This is a genomic window from Muricoccus vinaceus (assembly GCF_042433125.1).
In the GTDB taxonomy this organism is placed as follows: domain Bacteria; phylum Pseudomonadota; class Alphaproteobacteria; order Acetobacterales; family Acetobacteraceae; genus Roseomonas; species Roseomonas vinacea.
Genome location: NZ_JBHLVZ010000002.1, coordinates 504840 through 526895 on the forward strand (window position 1 = coordinate 504840; position 22056 = coordinate 526895).

Annotated in this window: 21 protein-coding genes and 2 other RNA genes; 17 read left to right on the top strand and 6 right to left on the bottom strand. The window is 73.4% G+C overall.

Annotation, left to right across the window (positions count from 1 at the left end; translation table 11 throughout):
- Positions 1–75 precede the first annotated feature (75 nt).
- The 5 genes from ACFFIC_RS04130 to ACFFIC_RS04150 form a co-directional block, all read right to left on the bottom strand.
- Positions 76–954, bottom strand: coding sequence for a ribokinase (locus ACFFIC_RS04130; protein WP_377048822.1), 879 nt, complete (start codon positions 952–954; stop codon positions 76–78).
- Between the two features lie 49 nt (positions 955–1003).
- A complete protein-coding gene (locus ACFFIC_RS04135) occupies positions 1004–1768 on the bottom strand; it encodes a meso-2,3-butanediol dehydrogenase (protein WP_377048823.1) in 765 nt (254 codons plus the stop codon).
- An 88-nt stretch (positions 1769–1856) separates the two neighbouring features.
- Positions 1857–2159 (bottom strand): hypothetical protein, encoded by a 303-nt coding sequence (locus ACFFIC_RS04140; protein WP_377048824.1) that lies wholly within the window; start codon positions 2157–2159, stop codon positions 1857–1859.
- An 11-nt stretch (positions 2160–2170) separates the two neighbouring features.
- The gene (thyX, locus tag ACFFIC_RS04145; protein ID WP_377048825.1) at positions 2171–3109 is read right to left on the bottom strand and encodes an FAD-dependent thymidylate synthase; all 939 of its coding nucleotides are present in this window, start codon (positions 3107–3109) and stop codon (positions 2171–2173) included.
- 76 nt (positions 3110–3185) lie between these two features.
- Complete coding sequence (locus ACFFIC_RS04150; protein WP_377049267.1) at positions 3186–3596, bottom strand: tannase/feruloyl esterase family alpha/beta hydrolase; 411 nt, start codon at positions 3594–3596, stop codon at positions 3186–3188.
- A gap of 64 nt (positions 3597–3660) precedes the next feature.
- On the opposite strand from ACFFIC_RS04150, the gene ACFFIC_RS04155 reads away from it, so the two are divergent.
- The 9 genes from ACFFIC_RS04155 (at position 3661) to ACFFIC_RS04195 (ending at position 10905) form a co-directional block, all read left to right on the top strand.
- On the top strand, positions 3661–4269 hold the full coding sequence (locus ACFFIC_RS04155; protein ID WP_377048826.1) for a DUF3237 domain-containing protein: 609 nt from the start codon (positions 3661–3663) through the stop codon (positions 4267–4269).
- Between the two features lie 12 nt (positions 4270–4281).
- Positions 4282–4663, top strand: a transfer-messenger RNA (tmRNA) gene (ssrA, locus tag ACFFIC_RS04160).
- Between the two features lie 101 nt (positions 4664–4764).
- Positions 4765–5289: an SspB family protein gene (locus tag ACFFIC_RS04165; RefSeq protein WP_377048827.1), complete on the top strand. Its 525-nt coding sequence runs from the start codon at positions 4765–4767 to the stop codon at positions 5287–5289.
- A gap of 267 nt (positions 5290–5556) precedes the next feature.
- The gene (locus ACFFIC_RS04170) at positions 5557–7203 is read left to right on the top strand and encodes a fumarate hydratase (RefSeq protein WP_377049268.1); all 1647 of its coding nucleotides are present in this window, start codon (positions 5557–5559) and stop codon (positions 7201–7203) included.
- 9 nt (positions 7204–7212) lie between these two features.
- Entirely contained in the window at positions 7213–7602 is a 390-nt protein-coding gene (locus ACFFIC_RS04175; RefSeq protein ID WP_377048829.1) for a RidA family protein, read from the top strand.
- A gap of 49 nt (positions 7603–7651) precedes the next feature.
- Complete coding sequence (locus tag ACFFIC_RS04180; RefSeq protein WP_377048831.1) at positions 7652–8080, top strand: VOC family protein; 429 nt, start codon at positions 7652–7654, stop codon at positions 8078–8080.
- Positions 8077–9198, top strand: coding sequence for an alanine racemase (locus tag ACFFIC_RS04185; protein ID WP_377048833.1), 1122 nt, complete (start codon positions 8077–8079; stop codon positions 9196–9198). The genes ACFFIC_RS04180 and ACFFIC_RS04185 overlap by 4 nt, the downstream gene beginning before the upstream one ends.
- A 54-nt stretch (positions 9199–9252) precedes the next feature.
- Positions 9253–10668, top strand: coding sequence for a class II fumarate hydratase (locus tag ACFFIC_RS04190; RefSeq protein ID WP_377048835.1), 1416 nt, complete (start codon positions 9253–9255; stop codon positions 10666–10668).
- Positions 10669–10689: 21 nt separating this feature from the next.
- Positions 10690–10905, top strand: coding sequence for a ribbon-helix-helix domain-containing protein (locus tag ACFFIC_RS04195; protein ID WP_377048837.1), 216 nt, complete (start codon positions 10690–10692; stop codon positions 10903–10905).
- Positions 10906–10909: 4 nt separating this feature from the next.
- Here ACFFIC_RS04195 and ACFFIC_RS04200 read toward each other — a convergent pair whose 3' ends face one another.
- Positions 10910–13783 (bottom strand): AsmA family protein, encoded by a 2874-nt coding sequence (locus tag ACFFIC_RS04200; protein ID WP_377048839.1) that lies wholly within the window; start codon positions 13781–13783, stop codon positions 10910–10912.
- Between the two features lie 271 nt (positions 13784–14054).
- On the opposite strand from ACFFIC_RS04200, the gene ACFFIC_RS04205 reads away from it, so the two are divergent.
- From ACFFIC_RS04205 to ACFFIC_RS04240, 8 genes are all read left to right on the top strand, one after another.
- Complete coding sequence (locus ACFFIC_RS04205; protein WP_377048841.1) at positions 14055–14828, top strand: TerB family tellurite resistance protein; 774 nt, start codon at positions 14055–14057, stop codon at positions 14826–14828.
- A gap of 97 nt (positions 14829–14925) precedes the next feature.
- Positions 14926–15657: an N-acetylmuramoyl-L-alanine amidase gene (locus ACFFIC_RS04210; protein WP_456306922.1), complete on the top strand. Its 732-nt coding sequence runs from the start codon at positions 14926–14928 to the stop codon at positions 15655–15657.
- 131 nt (positions 15658–15788) lie between these two features.
- On the top strand, positions 15789–16742 hold the full coding sequence (locus ACFFIC_RS04215) for an ABC transporter substrate-binding protein (protein ID WP_377048843.1): 954 nt from the start codon (positions 15789–15791) through the stop codon (positions 16740–16742).
- 56 nt (positions 16743–16798) lie between these two features.
- Positions 16799–17217: RNase P RNA component class A (rnpB, locus tag ACFFIC_RS04220), an RNA gene on the top strand.
- 285 nt (positions 17218–17502) lie between these two features.
- A complete protein-coding gene (locus ACFFIC_RS04225) occupies positions 17503–17973 on the top strand; it encodes a division/cell wall cluster transcriptional repressor MraZ (RefSeq protein ID WP_377048845.1) in 471 nt (156 codons plus the stop codon).
- Positions 17970–18947, top strand: a complete 978-nt coding sequence (gene rsmH / locus ACFFIC_RS04230) for a 16S rRNA (cytosine(1402)-N(4))-methyltransferase RsmH (RefSeq protein WP_377048847.1) — start codon at positions 17970–17972, stop codon at positions 18945–18947. Before ACFFIC_RS04225 ends, rsmH begins: the two co-directional genes overlap by 4 nt.
- On the top strand, positions 18944–20011 hold the full coding sequence (gene ftsL / locus ACFFIC_RS04235; protein WP_377048848.1) for a cell division protein FtsL: 1068 nt from the start codon (positions 18944–18946) through the stop codon (positions 20009–20011). The genes rsmH and ftsL overlap by 4 nt, the downstream gene beginning before the upstream one ends.
- Positions 20008–22056, top strand: a complete 2049-nt coding sequence (locus ACFFIC_RS04240; protein ID WP_377048850.1) for a peptidoglycan D,D-transpeptidase FtsI family protein — start codon at positions 20008–20010, stop codon at positions 22054–22056. Before ftsL ends, ACFFIC_RS04240 begins: the two co-directional genes overlap by 4 nt.

Consider the following 22056-nt stretch of genomic DNA (forward strand, 5'->3'; position numbering starts at 1 on the left):
AGTCTAGCGGCCGGGGGCGGCGGGGGCGCAAGTCCCGGCGGGGATGGGACCGGGCGCGGAAGGACGTGGCGGGTGTCAGAGGATGGCGTCGGTCTCGGCGGCCAGGGGCATCGCATCGGCCGCGCCGGGGCGGGAGACGGCGATGGAGGCCGCCGCCGCGGCCCGCCGCATCGCCGCTTCCAGCGGGGCCCCGCGCGAGAGGGCGGCCGCCAGGACGCCGCACCAGCAATCGCCGGCGCCGGTGGTATCCACCACCCGGGGCGGGATCCGGGCCGGGATCCGCCAAGCGCGCCCTTCGGCCGCGGCCTCGGCGCCGGCCTCGCCCAGGGTGACGGCGACCGCGATGCCCAGCGCCGCGTGCAGGGCGGGCGCGCCTGGGGACGCGCCGAGCCGTGCGGCGAGCCAGGCGGCCTCGTGCTCGTTCACCACCAGCAGGCCGAGGGCGCGGAGCACCTCCGGGTCCAGCGGGGCGGCGGGCGCGAGGTTGAGGACGGGCCGGGCGCCGCATGCGCGGGCGCGGCGGACCATGGCGGCGACCTCGGCGGGCGGAACCTCCATCTGCATGAGCAGGATGTCGCCCGGCGAAGGATCCGGCACCTGCGTGGCGCGGGCCAGGGCATTGGCGCCGGGGGAGACAGCGATCTGGTTGCGGCCCTGTTCGTCCACGCAGATGGAGGCCGCGCCGGTCGGAACATCGGTCTCGGCCAGGGCGGACAGGTCCACCCCGGCGGCGCGGAGGGCGGAAAGGGCGACAGCGGCCATGGGATCGCGGCCAACGGCGCCGGCGAAGCGCACGCGGGCGCCGTCGCGCGCAGCGGCCACGGCCTGGTTGGCACCCTTGCCGCCCGGCGACGCCCGCCAGGGGCCGCCGAGCACGGTGTGGCCGGGTTCCGGCAGCGCCGGGACCGGGAAGGTGAGGTCGGCGTTGACTGAACCGAAGACGGTGACGGGCATGGGGCGCCATTCAGGACGGGCGGCGCCCCGCCTGTCCAGCGCCCCGCGGTCAGGCCTGCGGCGGCTGGCCGTTGGAGGCGGAAAGGCCGCCATCCACCGGCAGGTTCACGCCGTTGACGAAGCGGGCGTCGTGGCTGGCCAGGAAGGCGATGACGTCGGCCACCTCCTCGGGCTCCGCGGCACGGCCGAGGGGGATGCGCTCGGCGAACTTCGCCATCAGCTTCTCGTTGCCCAGCATGTCCGCGGTCATCTCGCTGCGGGTCAGGCTGGGGGCGACGGCGTTCACGCGCACCCCCTTGGGGCCGAGCTCCAGCGCGAGCGCGCGGGTGAAGTTCGTCACCGCGCCCTTTGCCGCGTTGTAGATCGCCATGTTCCAGTCGCCGCCGAGGCCGGACACCGAGGAGGTGTTGACGATGCAGCCCTGGGTGGAAACCAGGTGCGGGATGGCGGCGCGCGACAGAAAGAAGACGCCGTCGAGGTCGGTGCCCATGACCTTCCGCCAGTCGGCGGTGCTGGCCTCGGCCAGGGGGCCCGTCACGGCGGTGCCGGCATTGTTCACCAGCACGTCCAGGCGCCCGAAGCGCTCCAGCGCGCGGTTGACCAGGACGATCGCCTGTTCCTCGTCCGACACGTCGGCCGCGGCGACCAGCGTGCGCCCGGCGGGAAGCGCGCCGGCAACCCGGGCAAGCTTGTCCTCCGTGCGCCCGGCCAGCACCACGGCGTAGCCGCCGAGGGAGAAGCGGCGGGCGGTGGCCTCCCCGATGCCGGAGCCGGCCCCGGTGACGATCGCGACCTTGCCTTCGAACGCTGCCATGCTGGCCTCCTGATGTTCCAATGAACGGAACGCGCGGGGGCGAGGTTCGGTGGTGCCGAAGGGCTGGGGGCTGGCCTGCGGGAAGAGCCTAGCGCGCGGTGGCGCGGCCCAGGGCGAAGCCGCCCACCAGGGCGCCGATGATCACGGCCCAGACCTCCCCCAGCACCGCCGCGGCGATGGGCAGGATCACCAGGATCGCCACCACCAGCACCAGCACCGCGAGCCAGGACGGGCCGCCGCCCCAGGCACGCCGCGCCAGGCCCTGCTGGATCGTGCCCCTGCCGCTGGCGGCGCGGGGCGCGCGGGGCTTGCGCGTGGCGGCCGGCTTGGTCCGCGGCCGGGCGGCGTCGTCCGGCTGGGCGCGCCGTGGCCCGGGGGGGGACTTGGCCATGGCCGGGGCCGTCAGGCCTCGCGGCCCAGCATCTCCATGAGTTCGCGCCATTCCCGCTTGGACAGGCCGCTGCCTTCCTGCGCGGGCGCATTGCCGGCGGCGATGGCGCGCACCACCGCGAGCATCTGGGCGGACAGGGTGACGGCGCCCTGGCGGTAGTCGCGGAAGGCCTCGTGCACCAGGGGCACCCAGGCGCGCACGGTGTCGAGCATGGCGTCGGCATAGACGCGGATCTCGTACTGCGCGTGGGAATCGGCGCGCAGGGCGAGGAAGTTCAGGAGGTTGTGCAGGTCCGCCTTCCAGTACCACTGGGTATAGGCGTTGAGCGTGAGGTTCATGCGGGCGAGTTCGCGCGCGAGGCCGGTGCGGCCTTCCTCGATCACGCGGCCCTCGGCGTCCTCGTTCAGCATCTCCAGGTAATGGTCGTAGTTGCGCGTCGCGTCCTCGCGCAGGAGGTCCAGCACATGGGCGGCCTGGTCGCCCTCCAGCACGGCGCCGCGCCCCTGGCGGTTGACCGCGGACTGCGCCGCGAGCTGCTCGGGGGCGGGCAGGTAGAACTCGCGGTCCAGGATGGAGTAGCGGGCGGAGTATTCGTTGATGTTCGCCATGCGATGGCGGATCCACTGCCGCGCCACGAAGATCGGCAGCTTCACGTGATACTTGATCTCGCACATCTCGAAGGGCGTGGAGTGGCGGTGGCGCATGAGGTAGCGGATCAGGCCGCGGTCCTCGTTCGCCGCGCGCGTGCCGCGGCCATAGGAAACGCGGGCCGCCTGCACCACCGCCGAGTCGTCGCCCATGTAGTCCACCACCCGGACGAAGCCGTGGTCGAGCACGGGGAGCGGGCGGAAGAGAATCGCCTCCAGCCCGGGCGAGACGGGGCGGCGGGTTTCGTGGCGCTGGGCCTCGGCCTCGGCCAGTTCCTGCTGCTGCGCTTCGGTCAGTTCCATCGTGCCACCCCCGGATGGCCCGCGGTGTAGCGGGGGGTGGGCGGGGGCGGAAGGCCGCCCGAACGGCCGCCCGCGATCAGGGGACGGGTGTGGCGCAGGAGAAGCTTTCCGCCGCCTCCGGGTCGCCGCCGCCGAAGCGGGCCTCCTGCGGATAGGGGCAGGCGGGGCGGCTGCGGCCGGGGAAGGCGGCACCGCGGGCGAGGAGGTGCGGCGGGGCCTCGCCGCGCTCCACCCAGGCCTCGATGGCGGTCAGCGGGTCGAAGTCGTCCAGGGCCGGGCCGCCGCCGCAATGCGTCATGCCCGGCACCAGGAACAGCCGGGCCCAGCCGGACAGGGCGGCGCTCCCGCCACTGTCGGCGGCCAGATCCCGCCAGTGGGCGCGGAGGTCGTCGGCGGAAAAGACCGGGTCGGCATTGCCGCGGAACACGATCATCCGCCCGCCGCGTGCGGTGAGGGTGGAGAAGAGGGTTCCCGTTGGATCGTTGATCGCGCCGGTCCGGGCGGTGCGCGCCGCGTGTTATGGACCATAACGGACTGGCCAGCACGATTTCATGGCGGTGCCGGCATGGGGGGAAACAGGATGCTCAGCAGGACGGGCAAGGGCGGGCGCCGCTCGCTTCCCGGCGGCGCGCTCGGCCTGGCGCGCTCGGCCTGGCGCGCTCGGCCTGGCGGGCACGGCGGAAGCGGCGGCGCAGCCGGGATACGCACCGCCGATGGCGGGCACGGTGCCGCTGGCGCTGCCGCGGACGGAGTTCGTCCACGAGGCCATCTGCGACCTGGCGCCCACGATGATGCTGGGGGATTGCCCGCCGGGCGAGCGGCGCATGGTTCCGATCGCCGGCGGCACCTTCGAGGGGCCGCGCATCCGCGGCACCGTGCTGGCCGGCGGTGCCGACCGGCAGCTCGTCCGCGAGGACGGCGTGCGCCAGCTCAATCCCCTGCACGAGCTGCGCGCGGAGGACGGGGCGGTGATCACGGTGCGCAACCGCGTGCTGGTGGACGACCCGCCAGGGGGTGCCCGCCACGCCTTCTTCACCCTGGAGCTCACGGCGCCCGAGGGGCCGCATGCCTGGCTGAACCGGGGCGTCTGTGTGGGCACGCTGGACAGCCTGCGCCCCGCGCGGGCGGCGGCGTGCATCCGGGTGTTCAAGGTGGTTTGAGCGGGGTGCGGCCCCCTCGCAATCGCGGCGTGGATGCGCTATATGATCCGGGCCTCCTTCGGGCGGCTATGGCGATAAACGGCTCGTGGAATAAGCGTTGCGGACCCGGGGGCAGTACCCGGCGCCTCCACCATTCCTTTCCCCGCCTTATCAGCGGGGTCCGGTGAGCCCGACGGGCTCTGCCGCGGGTGAACCTTCCGGGGTTCGCCGGGGTCTATGGGGGCGAAACAGGCTCGACGCGCGCGGTAAAGACGTGTCTTTTGCCCGGCATTGTACCGCCGTTATCGGGCTAAATCACAAGTGCCAACGATAATGGTCGCGAGACCATGGCGCTCGCTGCCTAGAGATAGGTAAGCGCCGTCCGGGGGGAACGGGGCAACAGAATCCCCCCACCTCATGTCCCTCGCCACCGTTTCGCCTCGCTCCTATGCCGCGTGGGGGGGATGGCCTATGGTAAGGCACTGCCCCCGGACCCGACCTGGACATGATTTGCGCATGAGCGAGCAAGCGCCGCCCCCCGAGAGCCTGCTGCCCTATGACCGCTGGACCGAGGACGCCATGCGCAACGTCGCGCTGCGCGCCCTGGAGTTCGCGGCGAAGAACGGGCTGCCGGGGGAGCACCATTTCTACCTCACCTTCCGCACCGACCACCCGGACACCAAGGTTCCCGGCCACCTCAAGGCCCGCTACCCGCAGGAGATGACCATCGTCCTGCAGCACCAGTTCTGGGACCTGACGGTGGACCGGGCGGCGCAGAAGGTGTCGGTCGGGCTCTCCTTCGGCGGCGTGGCCTCCACGCTGGTGATCCCCTTCGCGGCGCTGGTCGCCTTCTGGGACCCGCATGTGCGGGTGGGCCTGCGCTTCGGCGAAGGCGGCGCGCCGGATGGCGATGCCGAGCCCGATCCCGAGCCGGAGGCGGGAGAGGCCGACCTGCCGGCCGAGGCGCCGGCCGCGAAGCCCGAGGCGCCGGCGCAGGTGGTGAGCCTGGACGCCTTCCGCCGCCGTCCCACGCGCGAATAGGCATTCCTCCTTCTCTCCCCCGCCGGGCGCTGCCTTCTGGCGCGGGGGGCGGGGGCGCGCTAACTACAGCTTTCGTTCTGCAACGCATGGCCTTGCCGGCGCCCCGCGCGCGGCCGGGCGCGCGGCCCGGCGGCGCCGGGCCATCAGCCGGAGAGCCGCCTCGTGAGCTCCAACACCCTCGACGCCTCCCAGCCGCCGATCCCCGCCGGCGCGAGCGAGGCCGCAACCCCCGTGGCCACCCATGCCGGGGCCGAGGCCGATGCGGGGATGCCCGTTTCCCAGCGGAGCGAGGGCTTCCTGTTCAGCCCGATCTTCCCGCTGGCCGAGGACACCACGCCCTATCGCAAGCTGGACATCGGCGGGGTCTCCACCATCGAGGCCGACGGCAGGACGATCCTCAGGATCAAGCCGGAAACGCTGGAGCAGCTTGCCTTCCAGGCCTGCAAGGACGTCTCGCACCTGCTGCGGCCGGGGCACCTGCAGCAGCTCTCCAACATCCTGAAGGACCCGGAGGCGAGCGCGAACGACCGCTTCGTGGCGCTGGACCTGCTGAAGAACGCGAACATCGCGGCCGGCGGCAAGCTGCCGATGTGCCAGGACACGGGCACCGCCATCGTGCACGGCAAGAAGGGCCAGCGCGTCTGGGTGGAGGGCGACGAGGAGGAGGCGCTTTCCTACGGCGTGCACCGCACCTACACCGAGACGAACCTGCGCTATTCCCAGATGGCGCCGCTGACGATGTTCGAGGAAACCAACACCGGCAACAACCTTCCGGTGCAGTTCGACATCTACGCCTCCCCCGGTGAGCACCACGCGGAGGAGTTCAACCTCATGTTCGTGCTCAAGGGCGGCGGGAGCGCGAACAAGACGTTCCTGTACCAGCAGACGCGGGCGGTGCTGAACAAGCCCAAGCTCCTCGCCTTCCTCGAGGAGAAGATCCGTACGCTGGGCACCTCCGCCTGCCCGCCCTATCACCTGGCGATCGTCATCGGCGGCACCTCGGCCGAGGCGACGCTCAAGACCGTCAAGATGGCGTCCACCCGCTACCTCGACACGCTGCCCGAGAAGGGCAGCCGCGCCGGCCACGCCTTCCGCGACCGGGAGCTGGAGGCGGAGGTGCACAAGCTCACGCAGAACCTCGGCATCGGCGCGCAGTTCGGCGGAAAGTACTTCTGCCACGACGTGCGGATCATCCGCCTGCCGCGGCACGGCGCCTCGCTGCCGATCGGCATCGGCGTGTCCTGCTCGGCCGACCGGCAGATCAAGGCGAAGATCACGCCGGATGGCGTGTTCCTCGAGGACCTCGAGCACGACCCCGCGCGCTTCCTGCCCGACCAGACCGAGGGCGTGCCCGAGGCCGGCGGGGTGGTGCGCATCGACCTCAACCGCCCGATGGCGGAGATCCGGGCGGAGCTGTCGAAGCACCCGGTTTCCACGCGCGTGTCGCTGAACGGCACCATCGTGGTGGCGCGCGACATCGCGCACGCCAAGCTCAAGGAGCGGCTGGATTCCGGTGCGGGGCTGCCGGACTACATCAAGGACCACCCGGTCTATTACGCGGGCCCGGCCAAGACGCCGGACGGCATGGCCACGGGTTCCTTCGGCCCGACCACCGCGGGACGGATGGACAGCTATGTCGGCGAGTTCCAGGCGGCCGGCGGCTCGCTGGTGATGCTGGCCAAGGGCAACCGCTCCAAGGCCGTGACCGAGAGCTGCAAGACGAACGGCGGCTTCTATCTCGGTTCTGTCGGCGGCCCGGCGGCGCGGCTGGCGCAGGACTGCATCCGCCGCGTCGAGGTGCTGGAATATCCGGAGCTCGGCATGGAGGCGGTGTGGCGGATCGAGGTCGAGGACTTCCCCGCCTTCATCGTGGTGGATGACAAGGGCAACGACTTCTACGACGGGCTCGAGTAGGCCCGCCCGGTGCGCCGGCTGATCTCCTCCGGATCCCGGTTCGAGCGGGAGATCGGCTACTCGCGGGCGGTGGTGGACGGGGACACCGTGTTCGTCTCCGGCACCACCGGCTACGACTACGCGACCATGACCATCGCGGATGGCGTCGAGGCCCAGTGCGAGCAGGCCCTGCGCAACATCGAGCAGGCCCTGGCCGAGGCCGGCGCGACGCTGGCCGACGTGGTGCGCCTGCTGTTCATCGTGCCCGACCGCGCCGACTGGGAGCCCTGCTGGCCCATCCTGCGGCGCCGTTTCGGCGAGAGCCGGCCGGCCTCCACCCTGATCCATGCGGGGCTGCAGACCGACGCCATGCGCATCGAGATCGAGGCGACGGCCCGCATCCGCCCGCCGGCCGCCTGAGCACCCTGGCCCGACCAGCCTCCCAACCCATGCCCTGAGGAAACAACCGATGCGCTTCGCCGTGGACCGCCTGGACCACCTCGTGATCACCTGCAACGAGGTGGAAACCAGTGCGAGCTGGTACCAGCGCGTGCTCGGCATGGAGATGGACAGCTTCGGCCCGCACAACCGCACGGCGCTGCGCTTCGGCGGCCAGAAGATCAACCTGCGGCCCCGGGATGCGACGCAGGAGGACTGGTTCACTGGCAAGGCCGCGGCGCCCGGCAGCCAGGACCTCTGCTTCATCGTGACCATGGCGGCGGAGCACGTGGTGTCCCACCTCCGGGAATGCGGGGTCACGATCGAGCAGGGGCCGGTGGAGAAGGCGGGCGCCCTGGGCACGATCAAGTCCGTCTATTGCCGCGACCCCGACGGGAACCTGATTGAGATCGCCTCCTATGGCGACGTGGACGGCGACATGGGCGGCGACGCCGAGTGAGCGCCGGGCCGGACACGCCGCGGCTGCTGCTGGACCGCGGGCGGCTGGAGGCGAATGCGGCGCGGCTGCGGGCGCGGGCCGCGGCGCTGGGGGTGGGCTTCCGCCCGCATTTCAAAACCGCGAAGTCGGTGGAGGTGGCGCTGCTCTCCCACGGGGGCGCGCCAGGACCGGCCACGGTCTCGACCATGAAGGAGGCCGAGGTTCTGGCGGCCTCCGGGGCATCCTCCGACATCCTACTGGCCGCAACCGCCATCCCCGCCCGGCTGCCGCGCGCGGAGGCGCTGGCCCGCGGGCACGGCACGCGGCTGCTCCTGGTGGTGGACAGCCCGGAGATGGCGGAGCTGCTGGACGCCGCCGCCACCGCCCCGCATGAGGTGCTGGTGGAGGTGGATTGCGGCGAGCACCGCGCGGGGGTGCCGCCCGAAAAGGCGATCGGCGTGGCGCGGGCGATCCATGGGGCGCGGAACCTGCGGCTGATGGGGGTGATGACCCATGGCGGGCATTCCTATGGCTCGGACGACCTCGCGCGCATCGCGGAGGTGGCCGAGGCGGAGCGCGCGGCCACCGTTTCCGCCGCCGAGGCCATCCGGGCTGCCGGGATGCCCGCGCCCATTGTTTCGGTCGGCTCCACGCCGACCATGCTGCACGCGCGGCACCTTTCGGGCGTGACGGAGGTCCGGGCCGGGGTGTCGCTGTTCTGGGACCTCGCGCAGATGTCGCGCGGGATGTGCGGCTGGGACGAGCTGGCGCTCTCGGTGCTCTCGACCGTGATCGGCCACAACCGGGCGGCGCGGGCGCTGATCCTGGATGCGGGGGCGCTGGCGCTGTCGAAGGACGTGACGGCCAATGCCTTCGCCCCCGACACGGCCTATGGCCGCCTGGGCGAGGCGGAAAGCGGGGCGGCGCTGCCGCTGCACGTGTCCGCCGTGCACCAGGAGCACGGGACGGTGCCGGTGCCCGACGAAAGCTGGTTCGACCGGCTGCCGGTGGGCAGCCTGGTCAGGATTTATCCCAACCATGCCTGCATCACCGCGGCCGGCGGCTATGGCGCCTACGATGTGGTGGATGCGGCGGGCCGGCCGCTGGAGCGATGGGCGCGGGTGGACGGCTGGCACTGATCACTTGGCCGGGGGTGCCTTGGATCGCACGCGCGCCTGTCCCACTTGGCCCACATGCCACACACTGAAACACGCACCGAAACCGACTCCCTCGGCACGATCGAGATCGCGGCCGACCGCCTCTGGGGCCCGCAGACGGAGCGGGCCCGGCGCCTGTTCCGCATCGGGTCGGAGGTGTTCCCGCCACCGCTGATCCGCGCGGTCGGCCTGCAGAAGCAGGCGGCGGCGGAGGCGAACAAGGCGCTGGGCGAACTGCCCGCCGAGATCGCCGATCCCGTGATCGCGGCGGCGCGGGAGGTGGCGGCGAACCAGCGGGATGCGGATTTCCCGCTGCATGTCTGGCAGACGGGCTCGGGCACCCAGACCAACATGAACGCCAACGAGGTGATCTCGAACCGGGCGAACCAGATGCTCGGCCAGCCGCTGGGCAGCCGCAAGCCGGTTCACCCCAACGACCATGTCAACCGCGGCCAGTCCTCCAACGACAGCTTCCCGGCGGTGATGCACGTCGCCGCCGCCGAGGCCGTGACGAAGCGGCTGGTGCCGGGGCTGGAGGCGTTGCAGGCCAGCCTGGCGCGTCGGGCGGAGGACTGGTCGGGCATCGTCAAGCTCGGCCGCACGCACCTTATGGATGCGGTGCCGGTCACGCTCGGCCAGGAATTCGCGGCCTGGGCCATGCAGGTGGAACTGGGCATCGCCCGCGTGAAGGCGGCGCTGCCCGACCTGATGCGCCTGCCCCAGGGCGGCACGGCGGCCGGGACGGGGCTGAACACCCATCCCGACTTCGCCCGCGCCTTCGCGGAGCGAATGGCGGAGCTCACCGGCCTGCCCTTCGTCGCCCATCCCAATCCCTTCGAGGGAATGATGGCGCATGACGCCTTCGTGGCGCTGCAGGGCGCGATGAACACGGTGGCGGTGTCGCTGAACAAGATCGCCAACGACGTGCGGCTGCTGGGCTCCGGCCCCCGCGCGGGCTTCTCGGAGCTGGTGGTCCCGGCGGACGGGCTGTCCTCCTCGATCATGCCCGGCAAGACCAACCCGACCCAGTCGGAGGCGCTGACCATGGTTTGCGCGCAGGTGATGGGCAACACCACCACCGTGACGGTGGCCGGCACGCAGGGGCACCTGGAGCTGAACGTCTTCAAGCCCGTGATCATCCAGGCCGTGCTGCAATCGGCCACGCTGCTGGCGGATGCGGCGGAAAGCTTCGCCGGCAACATGGTGGACAAGCTGGAGCCCAACCACGCCCGGATTGCCGAGAACCTGGCCAAGTCGCTGATGCTGGTGACGGCGCTGAACCCGCGCATCGGCTACGACAAGGCCGTGCAGATCGGCAAGAAGGCACTGGCCGAGAACCTGACGCTGCGCGACGCGGCGGAACAGCTCGGCCATGTGACGGGCGAGGACTTCGACCGCTGGGTGCGGCCGGAGGAGATGACCCGGCCGGGGGCGACGCTTGCCGGCGGCTGAACCAGCGGCGGCCGGGACCTGATGGCCGGACACCTCGTGAAGCGCTCCTTCACCCTGGCCGGGCACCGCACCTCCGTCGCGCTGGAGCCGGAGTTCTGGGCGGTGCTGGAGACGGAAGCGGCGCGGCGCGGGGAGCCTCTGCTGCGGCTCGTCGCGGCGGCGGACGCGGCGCGGGACGACCCGGCGCTGCCGCTTGCCTCGGCGCTGCGGGTTCTGGCGCTGGCCAGCCGGGGCTAGGCGCTCAGCGCTCCGCCCGCCAGCGCAGCCAGGCCGCGAGGTCGGGCAGGCGGCGGGGATCGGCCGCGGGGCCGGTGAGGCGGATGCCGACGGGCGGCACGGGGGCGCCGGGCGCCTCCGTGGCCAGCAGGTCGAGCGCGGCGCGGGGCAGGTCGAGGTCGCCGCGCAGCGAAAGCTCCACCCCCTCCCCGCTCGCGCGGCCCTCGGCCAGGGCGGCGCGGCCGGCGGAAAGGGTGGCGCGCAGGGAAAGCTCATCGAAGCCGGTGGCGCCCCCGGACAGGGCACGGCGGAGCGCGGGTTCGTCCCCGGCCGCCGCCGCGCGGCCGGCGGCGGCTGCGTCCAGGCCGGTGAGGACGCCGCGGCGTGCCTGAAGCGCGGCCTCCCCGGACAAGGTCGCGAGCAGGGTGGCGGGGCTGCTGCCGGCGGCCTCCAGCCGGGCCTCGGCATTGGCCTCGCCGGCCACGATGTCGAGCGGCAGGCCAAGAACGGGGCCGGTGATGCCGGCGCCGCGCAGCATGGCGGACAAGGTGGCGCGCGGCGTTTCGCCGGAGGCGTCCAGCGCCGCCGAGCCGCGGAGCGTGCCGGGATTGAGCACGGCCTCGGCCTCCTCCAGCGCCAGCACGCCCGCGTTGAGGCGCAGGCGGCCGCGGAGTTCGCGGAGCGGCGGCAGGCCCGCGGGTTCAAGACGGGCAACGGAAAGGGCGAGCTCGGCATCGGCCGCGCGCAGCAGGGCGAATGGCAGGGGCGCGCGGCTGGCCCAGGACAGGGCGGGCAGCGCCACGGTCTCGGCGGCAACCCGCCCGCCCAGGCGCGGGCGCGGGCCGTCCAGGGAAAGGGCGAGCTGGCCGCTGGCGCGCAGCGCGCCGGCCACCAGGTCGAAGCGCTCCGCGGCTAGGCCCTGCGGCCCGGCGGCGAGCCCGGCCACCAGGGATAGCGAGCCCTGGCCCAGCCACTCACCCGCATCCACCCCCAGCGCGTCCGCCAGGAAGCGTGGCGCGCCGGGGTGGCGCAGCGTGAGGCTGCCGCTGCCCTTGCGTCCCGGCAGGTCGAGGGTGGCGCTGGCCTCCAGACGCGCCTCGCCGAGATCGGCGCCGAGTTGCAGCGCCAGGGCCTCAGGGGCGCCGTTCGCGGTGGCGCGCAGCGTGAGGGCCTCCTCGGCGAGACGGGCGCCGCGCGGCCAGGGGGCGGGCAGCAGGGCGACCAGGGCTCGGGCGCCCGGGGCTGAAAGCTCCAGCGTCGCGTCCGAAACGCGCGGGGTGGCCCCCAGCATCGCGGTGCCGGACACGGCCAGGTCCCCTCCCCCCAACCGGCCGGCCAGGCGGCGCAGCGTGAGGCGGCCGTTCTCCAGGGCAGCGTCCAGGGAGGCGCGCTCGATCGCGATGCCCTGGCCGCGCGCCCGCTCGGCGGCGATGCGCAGGTTGGCGTCGATGCTGCCCAGCATCCGGCTGGCGGCGGGCCAGTCGAGGCCGGGGCGGAGCCAGCCGTCCAGCTCCAGGCTGTCCAGGTTGAGGCCGAGGCCGAGCGCCGGGCGCGGGCCCTGGCGCAGCACGCCGGCGCCGGAGACCCGCGCGCCGTCGATGGTGGCGGTGAGCTCCGGCACCGCGACGGAACCGGGCTCCACCACCAGCCGGGCGCGCCCCTCCCCGCTCCGCAGCCGGGCGGGAGCGATCCAACTGGTGTTCAGGCCCACCGCCGCGCCAAGGGCATCGATGGTGGCGCGGAGGTCGGTGCCGGAGAAGTGGAGCGCGGCCTCCAGCCGGTCCCCGGCGGTGGCGCCGTTCAGTTCGGCTGTGGTGCCGCCGGGCAGCACGGCCGAGACGTCGGACAGGGCGATGCGCCCGCCGCCGCTGGCCGAGGCCGCCTCGCGGAACACGGCGGCGCGGAGGCGGCGCAGGGGCACGCCGCGGAAGCTGGCCGATTCCGCCGAAAGGTCGAGGCCGAGCGGAAGCGCGCCGGGCCGGGCGCGCAGCGCGCCGAGCCAGGGATCGAGGTCCACCCGGCTGGCCTGCAGCGCGACGTCCAGCCGGGGGTCGGGGAAAAGGCGGAGGGTGATGGCACCGCGCGCGGGGCTGCCGCCGATGTCGATGGCCAGATCGTCGGCGGCGAGGAGGTCGGAGGTGACGGTCATGCGGCCGCGCGCGCGGAAGGGGCCGGGCGGGCCGGGGACGAAGAGGGAAAGGTCCGGGCCGGCCGCTTCCACCCCGCCCTCCACCGTGCCCTCGGGGGTGAGCACGCCGCGCGCGGCGACGGAGGCGTCGCCCACGGCCAGCGTCAGGTCGATGGGGGTGATGCCGTCGAAGCCCGGGCGGCCCAACCCGGCCTCGAAGCGCCATTCCAGGCCGTTCCAGGCGAAGCGGCCCTCGGCGCGCAGGCCGCGCGTGGCGTCGCCCGCCGTCAGCCGGGCCTGCACGGCATCGAGGCGGAGCACGCCCAGGACGATGCGGCTGTCCACCAGTTCCGCGGACAGGGCGGACAGCCCCGCGGGCAGGCCGGCGGCGTCGATCGGCGGCCAGGGCAGGCGGAGCTCGGCGCCCACCAGCGCCACCTCCCGCGGGGCGATGCGGCCGAGCAGCAGGGCGCCGCCATCCACCCGCAGGCGCAGCGCGCTGGCGGAAAAGGCGAGGGTGTCGCCGCCCGGCTCCTCGGAGGGGCCGAGGGTGACGCCCTCGGCCTCCACCACGGGGTGGGGCAGCAGGCGCAGGCGCACCGGGCCGTGCAGGGTGACGGGGCGGCCCAGCCGGGCCGAGGCGAGTTCGGCCAACTGATCCCGCCTCGCGGTCCAGTCGGTGAAGAGCGGCGCCGCCCAGAGGGCGCCGAGCAGCACGGCGGGCACGAGAAGGGTGGCGAGCAGGAGGGGGAGGCGTCGGCGGGCGCGCATGGTCAGGCCCGGATCAGGCCCGGTTCCGGCCGCGTTCCGCAGCGAGGCGGGTGGTGCCCGGCGCTCTTCGCTTCCTCGTCCCGCGTCGTGACAATGGACCTCCGCCTGCGTGGAACCGCCCGATTCCCGGCCAGGGTTCCCTGGGCCGGACCATGCTTGAGGCGCGGCCCTGCGGCAAGGAAGCCGCTTGTGGCGGCCGCACGCTTCCAGCCAGGATGGATTCCGGGCATAGGCTTCGGCGTCCGGCAAGCGGAGCGGCCTTGGTCTGAGCATGGGGTTCTGGGGCAAGATCATCGGGGGCGCGGTCGGCTTCGCCATGGGCGGGCCGGCGGGCGCCATCCTGGGCAGCGCGCTGGGCCACGCGGCCGACGAGGGCACGATCGGCCGGGCGCTGCCGGGCATGGACGGCGCCCGGATCGCGGCCATGCTGGGCTCGCGCGAAAGCCTTTTCGCGATTTCCGTGGTGGTGCTCTCGGCCAAGCTGGCCAAGGCCGACGGGCCGGTGAAGCGGACGGAGATCGACGCCTTCAAGCGCTGCTTCCGCATCCCGCCCGAGAGCATGGGCGAGGTGGCGCAGCTGTTCGACCGGGCGCGGGAACAGATGGAGGGCGCGGAACCCTTCGCCGACCGCCTTGGCGCGGCCTTCGCGGACGAGAAGACCGTGCTGGAGGACGTGCTGTCCGCCCTGTTCCGCATCGCCGAGGCGGACGGGCCGGTGAACCGGGCGGAGCTGGCCTTCCTGGGCGGCATTCACGCGCGGCTGGGCCTGGACGCCGCGGCCTGGGAGCGGGCGCGGCTGGGCCGGCCAAACCCGGGCAGCCCGCGGCTGGAGCCGGAGGGGCCGGATCCCTATGCCGTGCTGGGCCTGGCGCGGAACGCGACGGACCAGCAGGTGCGGGACACCTGGAAGAACCTGATGCGGGAGAACCACCCGGACAGCATGACGGCGCGCGGCGTGCCGGCGGAGCTGGTGCGCCGCGCCGCCGGCAAGGTGGCCGACATCAACGCGGCCTGGGACAGGATCAAGCGGGAGCGCGGGATCTGAGGGGGGCGGCTTGAGCGGCCGGCGCGGCCCGACCCGTGGCCCGGCCCGCGCGCCCCTGCCGGGTGCGCCCGAGGCCCGGTCCGGGGGCGGCGCCGCGCTGCCGCTGGTGCCGCGCGAGTTGGCGGGATCGGTCCGCGACCTTCCCAGCCCCAACCAGGACGATCGCCCGGAAGGCGTGCCGGTCGACACGCTGATCCTGCACTACACGGACATGGAGAGCGGCGCGGCGGCCATTACCCGGTTGCGGGACCCCCTCGCCAAGGTGTCCTCCCACTATGTGGTGGAGGAGGACGGGCAGGTGTTCCGGCTGGTGCCGGAGGCGCGGCGGGCCTTTCATGCGGGGGTGTCGCACTGGCGCGGGCATGAGCTGCTGAACGGGCGCAGCATCGGGATCGAGGTGGTCAATCCCGGCCATTCCTGCGGCTACCGCCCCTTTCCGGCCCTGCAGATGGCGGCGGTGGCGGATCTCTGCCTGGAGATCCTTTCGCGCCACCCCATCCCCGCGCGCAACGTGGTGGCCCACAGCGACGTGGCGCCCGACCGCAAGCGCGATCCGGGGGAGCTGTTCGACTGGCAGGGCCTCGCCTCCGTCGGGGTGGGGTTGTGGCCCGAAGGCGTGGGGGGCGGCGACCTTTCACCCGTGCCGGGCGGCCTGGAGCGAGCCGCGGGGCTGCTGCGGCGGATCGGCTATCCCGTCGATCCCGCGCGGCCCGAACTGGCCCTTGCGGCCTTTCAGCGGCACTGGCGGCAGGAGGACTGCGGCGGGCGGGCCGATGCCGGGACCCTGGCGCGGCTGGAGGCCGTGGCGGCCCTGGCGGAGCGCGGTTGAGGCGCCCCGGAGCCTGCCGCGAAGAAGCCTGCTGCGAAGGCCCGCCCGCGTAGCACGAGCCGCTGGTTTCCGCCGATTCTTCGCCTGAAGGCTTCCCTTTCCCGGCGAGCGGCCGACCGGGAGGATGCGGCATGCAGAACACCTCCCCGTCCCGCCGCTCCCTTTTCCTCGCCACGGCCGGTTTGCTGGCCGCGCCCGCCGTGGCCAGGGCCGCGCCCGCGACGCTGCGCGTGGGCAACCAGAAGGGCGGGCTGCGCTCCCTTCTCGAAGCATCGCGCGCGCCGGCGGGCCTGCCCTACGCCATCGAGTGGAGCGAGTTCCCGGCCGCGGCGCCGCTGCTGGAGGCGCTCTCGGCGGATGCGCTGGATGTCGGCAACATGGGCGACCTGGCGTTTCTTTCGGTCTTCGCCTCGGGCGCGCCGCTGCGGGCCTATGCGGCGACGCGGGCGAATCCGAGGTCCCAGGCCATCCTGGTGCGCGGCGATTCGGGCTTCCGCGGCCTGGCCGACCTGCGCGGCAGGCGGGTGGCGGGGAATCGGGGCGGCTGGGGGCAGTTCCTGGTGCGGGCGGCGCTGAAGAAGGCGGGTCTGGAGCCCGGCGCGGTGGAGCACGTCTTTCTCGGGCCGGCCGAGGCCGCGCTGGCCTTCCGTTCCGGCGCGGTGGATGCCTGGGCCATCTGGGAGCCCTATGTGTCCATCGAGGTGGAGAGGTTCGGCGGCCGCGTGCTGCTGGACGGCGCGGGCCTGACCCCCACGATCAGCTTCCTGGCCGCGCACGAGAACGCGCTGCGCCAGCGCCGGCCGCAGCTGGCGGACCTGATGGCGCGCCAGCGCGCCGGATGGGCCTGGGCGGAGGCGCACCTGACCGAATACGCCACCGCCAATGCCCGCCTGACCCGCCTGCCCGAGGACGCCGTGCGCCGTGCCTTCGAGACGCAGCGCACGCGCGCCATCCCGCTGGACGCCGCCGTGGTGTCGGAGTTGCAGGACGCGGCGGACCGCGCCGTGGAGTTCGGCCTGCTGCGGCAGCCGCTGGAGGTCGCGCGGGCGCTGGATCTGGGCTTCCCGCTGGAGGCCGCGGGCTGAGGCGTGGCGCCCGCTCCGCTTGACCCACCCTCCCGCCGAGTCGCATACCCGGCCCGCCAGACGGCCGGGCGACCGCTGCCAGTCGCCAGGGGGTGCGAACCCTCTGGAGGCGGTGGAGGAAAGTCCGGGCTCCACGGGAAGACGGTGCCGGCTAACGGCCGGCGGGGGCGACCCCAGGGACAGTGCCACAGAAAACAAACCGCCCGCGCGGCCGGAAGGCTCCGCAGGCAAGGGTGAAACGGTGGGGTAAGAGCCCACCGCGCCCCTGGCGACAGGGGCGGCACGGCAAACCCCACCGGGAGCAAGGCCGAATAGGGATGGCCGGAGGGAGTTCCGCGAGGGACTCGCCGCCGGGGGTCTTCCAGCCCCGCCATCCGGGTTGGCCGCGAGAAGTCCCTGGCAACAGGGACTCCAGAGGAATGGTCGCCCGGCCCGCAAGGGCCGACAGAACCCGGCTTACAGGCCGTCTGGCATTTTCCTGTGAGTCACAGGCAACGACACCTTATAAACATTTGATTTCGTCCGCATTGCCGAGCGTTGCTCCCTAGCAACACTTGCTCACGAGAGTGCAATCGCGCTTGTTGGCCCAGCCTGACCCATGTTATCCCAGGGCATCCCGCAAGGGCCCGGACCTGAGGGGGGCGAGGGGCTGGCGGGATGGTCGGGTGAGCCGGCGGGGTCGGGGGGCCTCGCCGGTCACTTGATCCCCAAAACATTCATCGTCGCCCGATGCGACCGCGAGGGGACGGACGTCCAGCGGATGACCCAGTTCTTGGGCACCTTCACGGGCAAGCTGGACAGAAAGGGGCGGGTTTCCGTTCCTTCGCAGTTCCGCGCCAAGCTCGAAGGCCTGGGATCGCTCGACATCGTTCTCCGCCCGTCTCACCGCGACCCGAGCGTCGAGGTCTGGCCGGCTCCCTTCTACCTGGAAATGACCAGCGGTCTGGAGCGAATGGACCAGTTCTCCGACCCGCTCGAGGATCTCTCCTTCGGCATGTACTCCAGCGTCTTCGAAACGCGCCCCGACGGGGACGGGCGGCTGGTGCTGCCCGACGACCTGATCGCCCATGCCAGCCTGGTCGAGGCCGTGAGCTTCGCCGGTCTCGGCCGCTCCTTCCAGATCTGGGAGCCGGCGGCGCTGGCCCGCCGCAAGACGGAGGCCCAGCAGCGCATCCGCGAGCGCGGCCTCACCATTCCTTCCACCGTTCCCGGCCAGGTGGGGCGCGCATGAGCGAGGCCCCTTCCCCCTTCGTCGCGCCGGATCCCACGGGCGGCGGCCACGTGCCGGTGATGCTGGCCGAGGTTCTGACGGCCCTCGCCCCCTGCGACGGCGCCACCTATCTCGACGGCACCTTCGGCGGCGGCGGCTATGCCAGTGCCATTCTTTCCGCCGCCGGCTGCACCCTCTACGCGGTGGACCGCGACCCCGAGGCGATCGCGCGCGGCGCGGTGCTGGCCGCGCGCTTTCCCGGGCGGCTGCACCTGGTGGAAGGGCGCTTCGGCGACATGCTCTCCCTCATGGCGGAACGCGGGGTGGAGGCGCTCGGCGGGGTGGTGCTCGACCTCGGCGTGTCCTCCTACCAGATCGACGAGGCGGAGCGCGGCTTCTCGCTCCGCTCCGACGGTCCGCTCGACATGCGGATGGAAAAGGCGGGACCGACCGCGGCGGAGCTGGTGAACACCCTGCCCGAGCGCGAGCTGGCCGACCTGCTCTGGGAACTCGGCGAGGAACGCTACTCGCGCCGCATCGCCCGCAAGATCGTGGCCGCGCGCGGCGACGCGCCCTTCGAGACCACGCTGCAGCTGGCGAGCGCGATCCACCAGGTGATGCCGCGCGATCCCTCGGGCATGGACAGTGCGACGCGCTCCTTCCAGGCGCTGCGCCTGCGCGTGAACGACGAGCTGGGCGAGGTGGAGCGGGGACTCGAGGCGGCCGCGCGGCTTCTCGCGCCTGGCGGAAGGCTCGTCGTCGTGTCCTTCCACTCGCTGGAGGACCGCATCGTGAAGCGCTTCATGCGCGACGCGGCGGGACGGACTCCGGGCGCATCCCGATTCGACCCGTCAAGCCTCGTAAATATCGGAAAGAAGGCGGAATTTCGCCTCCTGACCAGCACCGCTCTGCGACCTTCCGTGGCAGAGTCCAAGACGAATCCACGCGCGCGGTCCGCACGGCTGCGCGCCATCGAGAGGCGTGCCGCCGCATGATCCGCCCGCTCACCTTTCTCTCGCTCATGGCTGCTGCGGGGGCGGGGCTGCACCTCTACGGGGTGAAGCACGAGGTTTCGCAGCTCGAGAAGACGCTGCGCGAGACGGTGAAGCAGACCGAGCTGGCGCGCGAGCGCACGGCGGTGCTGCGCGCCGAATGGGCGCTGCTGAACGAGCCCGAACGCCTGCGCGCCGCGGCCACGCGCAACCTGCCGCTGGACGTCATGCAGACCGCGCAGTTCGTCCGCCCGGCCGACCTGGACCGGCGCCTGCCGGCGGCCGTCGCCTTTGCCGGCGCGCCGAGCCTCTTCGGGCCGGGCTCGCGGGCGGATGCGAGCGTGGCATCGGCCGGTCCCGCACCGGCCCAGGCTGCGGCGGGGGCCACGGTGCCCGCGCCGGTGGCCAGCGCGACGCCGATGGCCGCCGTGCTGGCCGCGGCGGCGAGTGCCGCGGCGCGCGTGGCCCATTCGGCCATGACGCCGGCGGCCCAGGCCGCGCAGAACGCCTCGGTTTCCGTCGTGCCGCTGCCTGTGCCGCCGCGCTCGCCCGCCGCGGCGCGTCCCTCGACCGAGCGGCTGCCCGAGCGCACCGAGCGCACGCCGGTCGTGGTGGTGGAGCGCGTCCCCGCGACCCCCGCGTCGCGCCCGGCCCCGGCCGCGCCGGAGCGCGCCCCGGCGCCGATCGAGCGCGTGACTCTGCCGCCCGCGCCCGTCTCGCCGCCGCGCCCGACCCAGATGGCCGCCGTGCTGCCCGCGCCGCCCCGCGCGGCCGAGGCACCCAAGGCGCCACGCGCCGCACGCGCCGGCGACCAGCCCGGCGAGTTGGATCGCGGCATGAACCTGGCCGCGCCGCCGCAGCCGCCCGCGCTGCTGCGCACCGCGCTGCACATGCGCCCGCCCGCGCAGCCCTCCGCGCAGCCCCGGGCCATGGCACAGGCCATGGCGCCCCGCTCCGGTGAGGCGACCTCGGCGCTTGGCTCCGTGTTCGGCACGGGCCGGCCGTCGCTGGCGCCACCGGTGCCGGTGGCCAGCGCCAGCGCCGCGACGCTGGACCGCGGCCGGTGAGCAGCCCGGCCCCCGATCCCAACGCGGGCCTGGGCTACAGCCTGCGCGAGCCGGTGCGGGCCTCCCGCGTGGGCGATCCGCGGCTGGCGGCGCGCACGGGTCAGCCGGACCTCGCGCGGCGGGCGATCCTGGAGCGGAGCCGGGGCCGGCTGGTGCTGGCTGCGGCCGGTTTCGGGCTGCTGTTCGGCGCGGTGGGGCTGAAGCTGTCCATCGCGACCGTGCTGGACCCGCGCGAGCCCCGCCGCATGGCGGCGCGCGAGATGGCGGGGGTGCCCGTGCCCGACCCGGTGACGGGCCGCGCGCCGATCACCGACCGCAACGGCGAGATCCTGGCCGTTTCGCTGCCGGTGACGGCGCTCTACGCCAATCCGCAGCAGATCGAGAACCCGTCCGAGGTCGCGGCGCGGCTTTCGCGCGTGCTGCCGCAGCTGGACCGCGACCGGCTGGTCGGACGGCTGACGGGAAGCCGGCAGTTCTCCTACCTCGCGCGCGCGCTGACGCCGCGGGAAAAGCAGGCGGTCAACGATCTCGGCATCGCCGGGCTGCACTTCGAGGAATCCGAGCGCCGCTACTACCCCCAGGGCCGGGCGGCGGTGCACGTGCTGGGCAACGTGGACGTGGACGGCTCCGGCCTGTCGGGCATGGAGCGCTACCATGACGAGCGCCTGCGCGCGCGACCGCACGATCCGCTGCGGACCTCGGTGGACATCCGCGTGCAGCTCGCGCTGCGCGACGCGGTGGCCAAGGCGATCGACGACTACACGGGCATCGGCGGCGCGGGCGTGGTGCTGGACATCAACACGGGCGAGGTGATCGCCATGGTGTCCCTGCCGGACTACGACGCGGGCGACATCGGGGCGGCCACACCGGAGCAGCGCTTCAACCGCGTGACGGTGGGCACCTATGAGCCGGGCTCGACCTTCAAGCTGCTGACGGCGGCGGCGGCGCTGGAATACGGCACGGCCAACGTCAACACGAGCAGCTTCAACGCCTCCGCCCCGATCCGCTACGGGCGCTTCACCATCAGCGACTACAAGGGCAAGGGACGCTGGCTGAGCTTCCCGGAGGTGCTGGCCTATTCGTCGAACCTGGGCGCCGCGCACATGGCCCAGGGCTTCGGGCCCCAGCGTCAGCGCGAGTTCATGCAGCGCATGGGCATGCTGTCGCGCCAGGGGATCGAGCTCACGGAAACCGCGCTGCCGCTTGTGCCGCCCGCCAATGGCTGGCGCGACATCAACATGATGACGATCTCCTTCGGGCACGGCATTTCCGTGACCCCGCTGCACGTGGTGACCGGCATCTCGGCGGTGGCGAACGGGGGCATCCTGCGCCAGCCGACGCTGCTGGCCCAACCGCCGGGCGTTACGCGGGAAGGCACGCGCGTGATCAGCGAGCGCACCTCCGAAACCATGCGGCGGCTGATGCGGCTGGTGGTGACGGACGGCTCGGGCAAGGGCGCCGACGTTGTCGGTTATTTCGTCGGCGGCAAGACGGGCACGGCCCAGAAGACGGGCCCGCGCGGCGGCTACCTGCCCAACAAGCGCATCGCGGCCTTCGTGGGCGCCTTCCCGATGAACGCGCCGCGCTACGCCATCTACGTGATGGTGGACGAGCCGAACCCGAACGCACGCTCCCATGGCTACGCGACGGCGGGCTGGGTGGCGGCGCCCGCGGCCGGTTCGGTGATCGCGCGGATCGCGCCCGTGCTGGGCCTGGTGCCGGAGAACCCGATGGCGCCGGAGATCCTGCAAGCCGTGAGCATCGGCTTGCAGCCCGGCCGGGGCGTGCCGCGCCCGCCGGCCGGCGCGACGCCCGCCGCCCGGCCTGGCGTGCCGGCCGCTGCGAATGCCCGGCCGCCCGCAGCGGCGCCGGCCGCCCCGGCCAGCGCGCCGCGCCCCGCGGCGCCGCCCGCTGTGCCCAGCCTCGCGCCGCCGGTGCCGCTGCGCGTGACGGAGGTTCTGCGCGAGCAGGCCGTGAGCCGCATCCGCTTCACCATGGCGGCGCAGGCGGCGACCCTGGACCAAGCGGGCGATGAGGCTCGATGA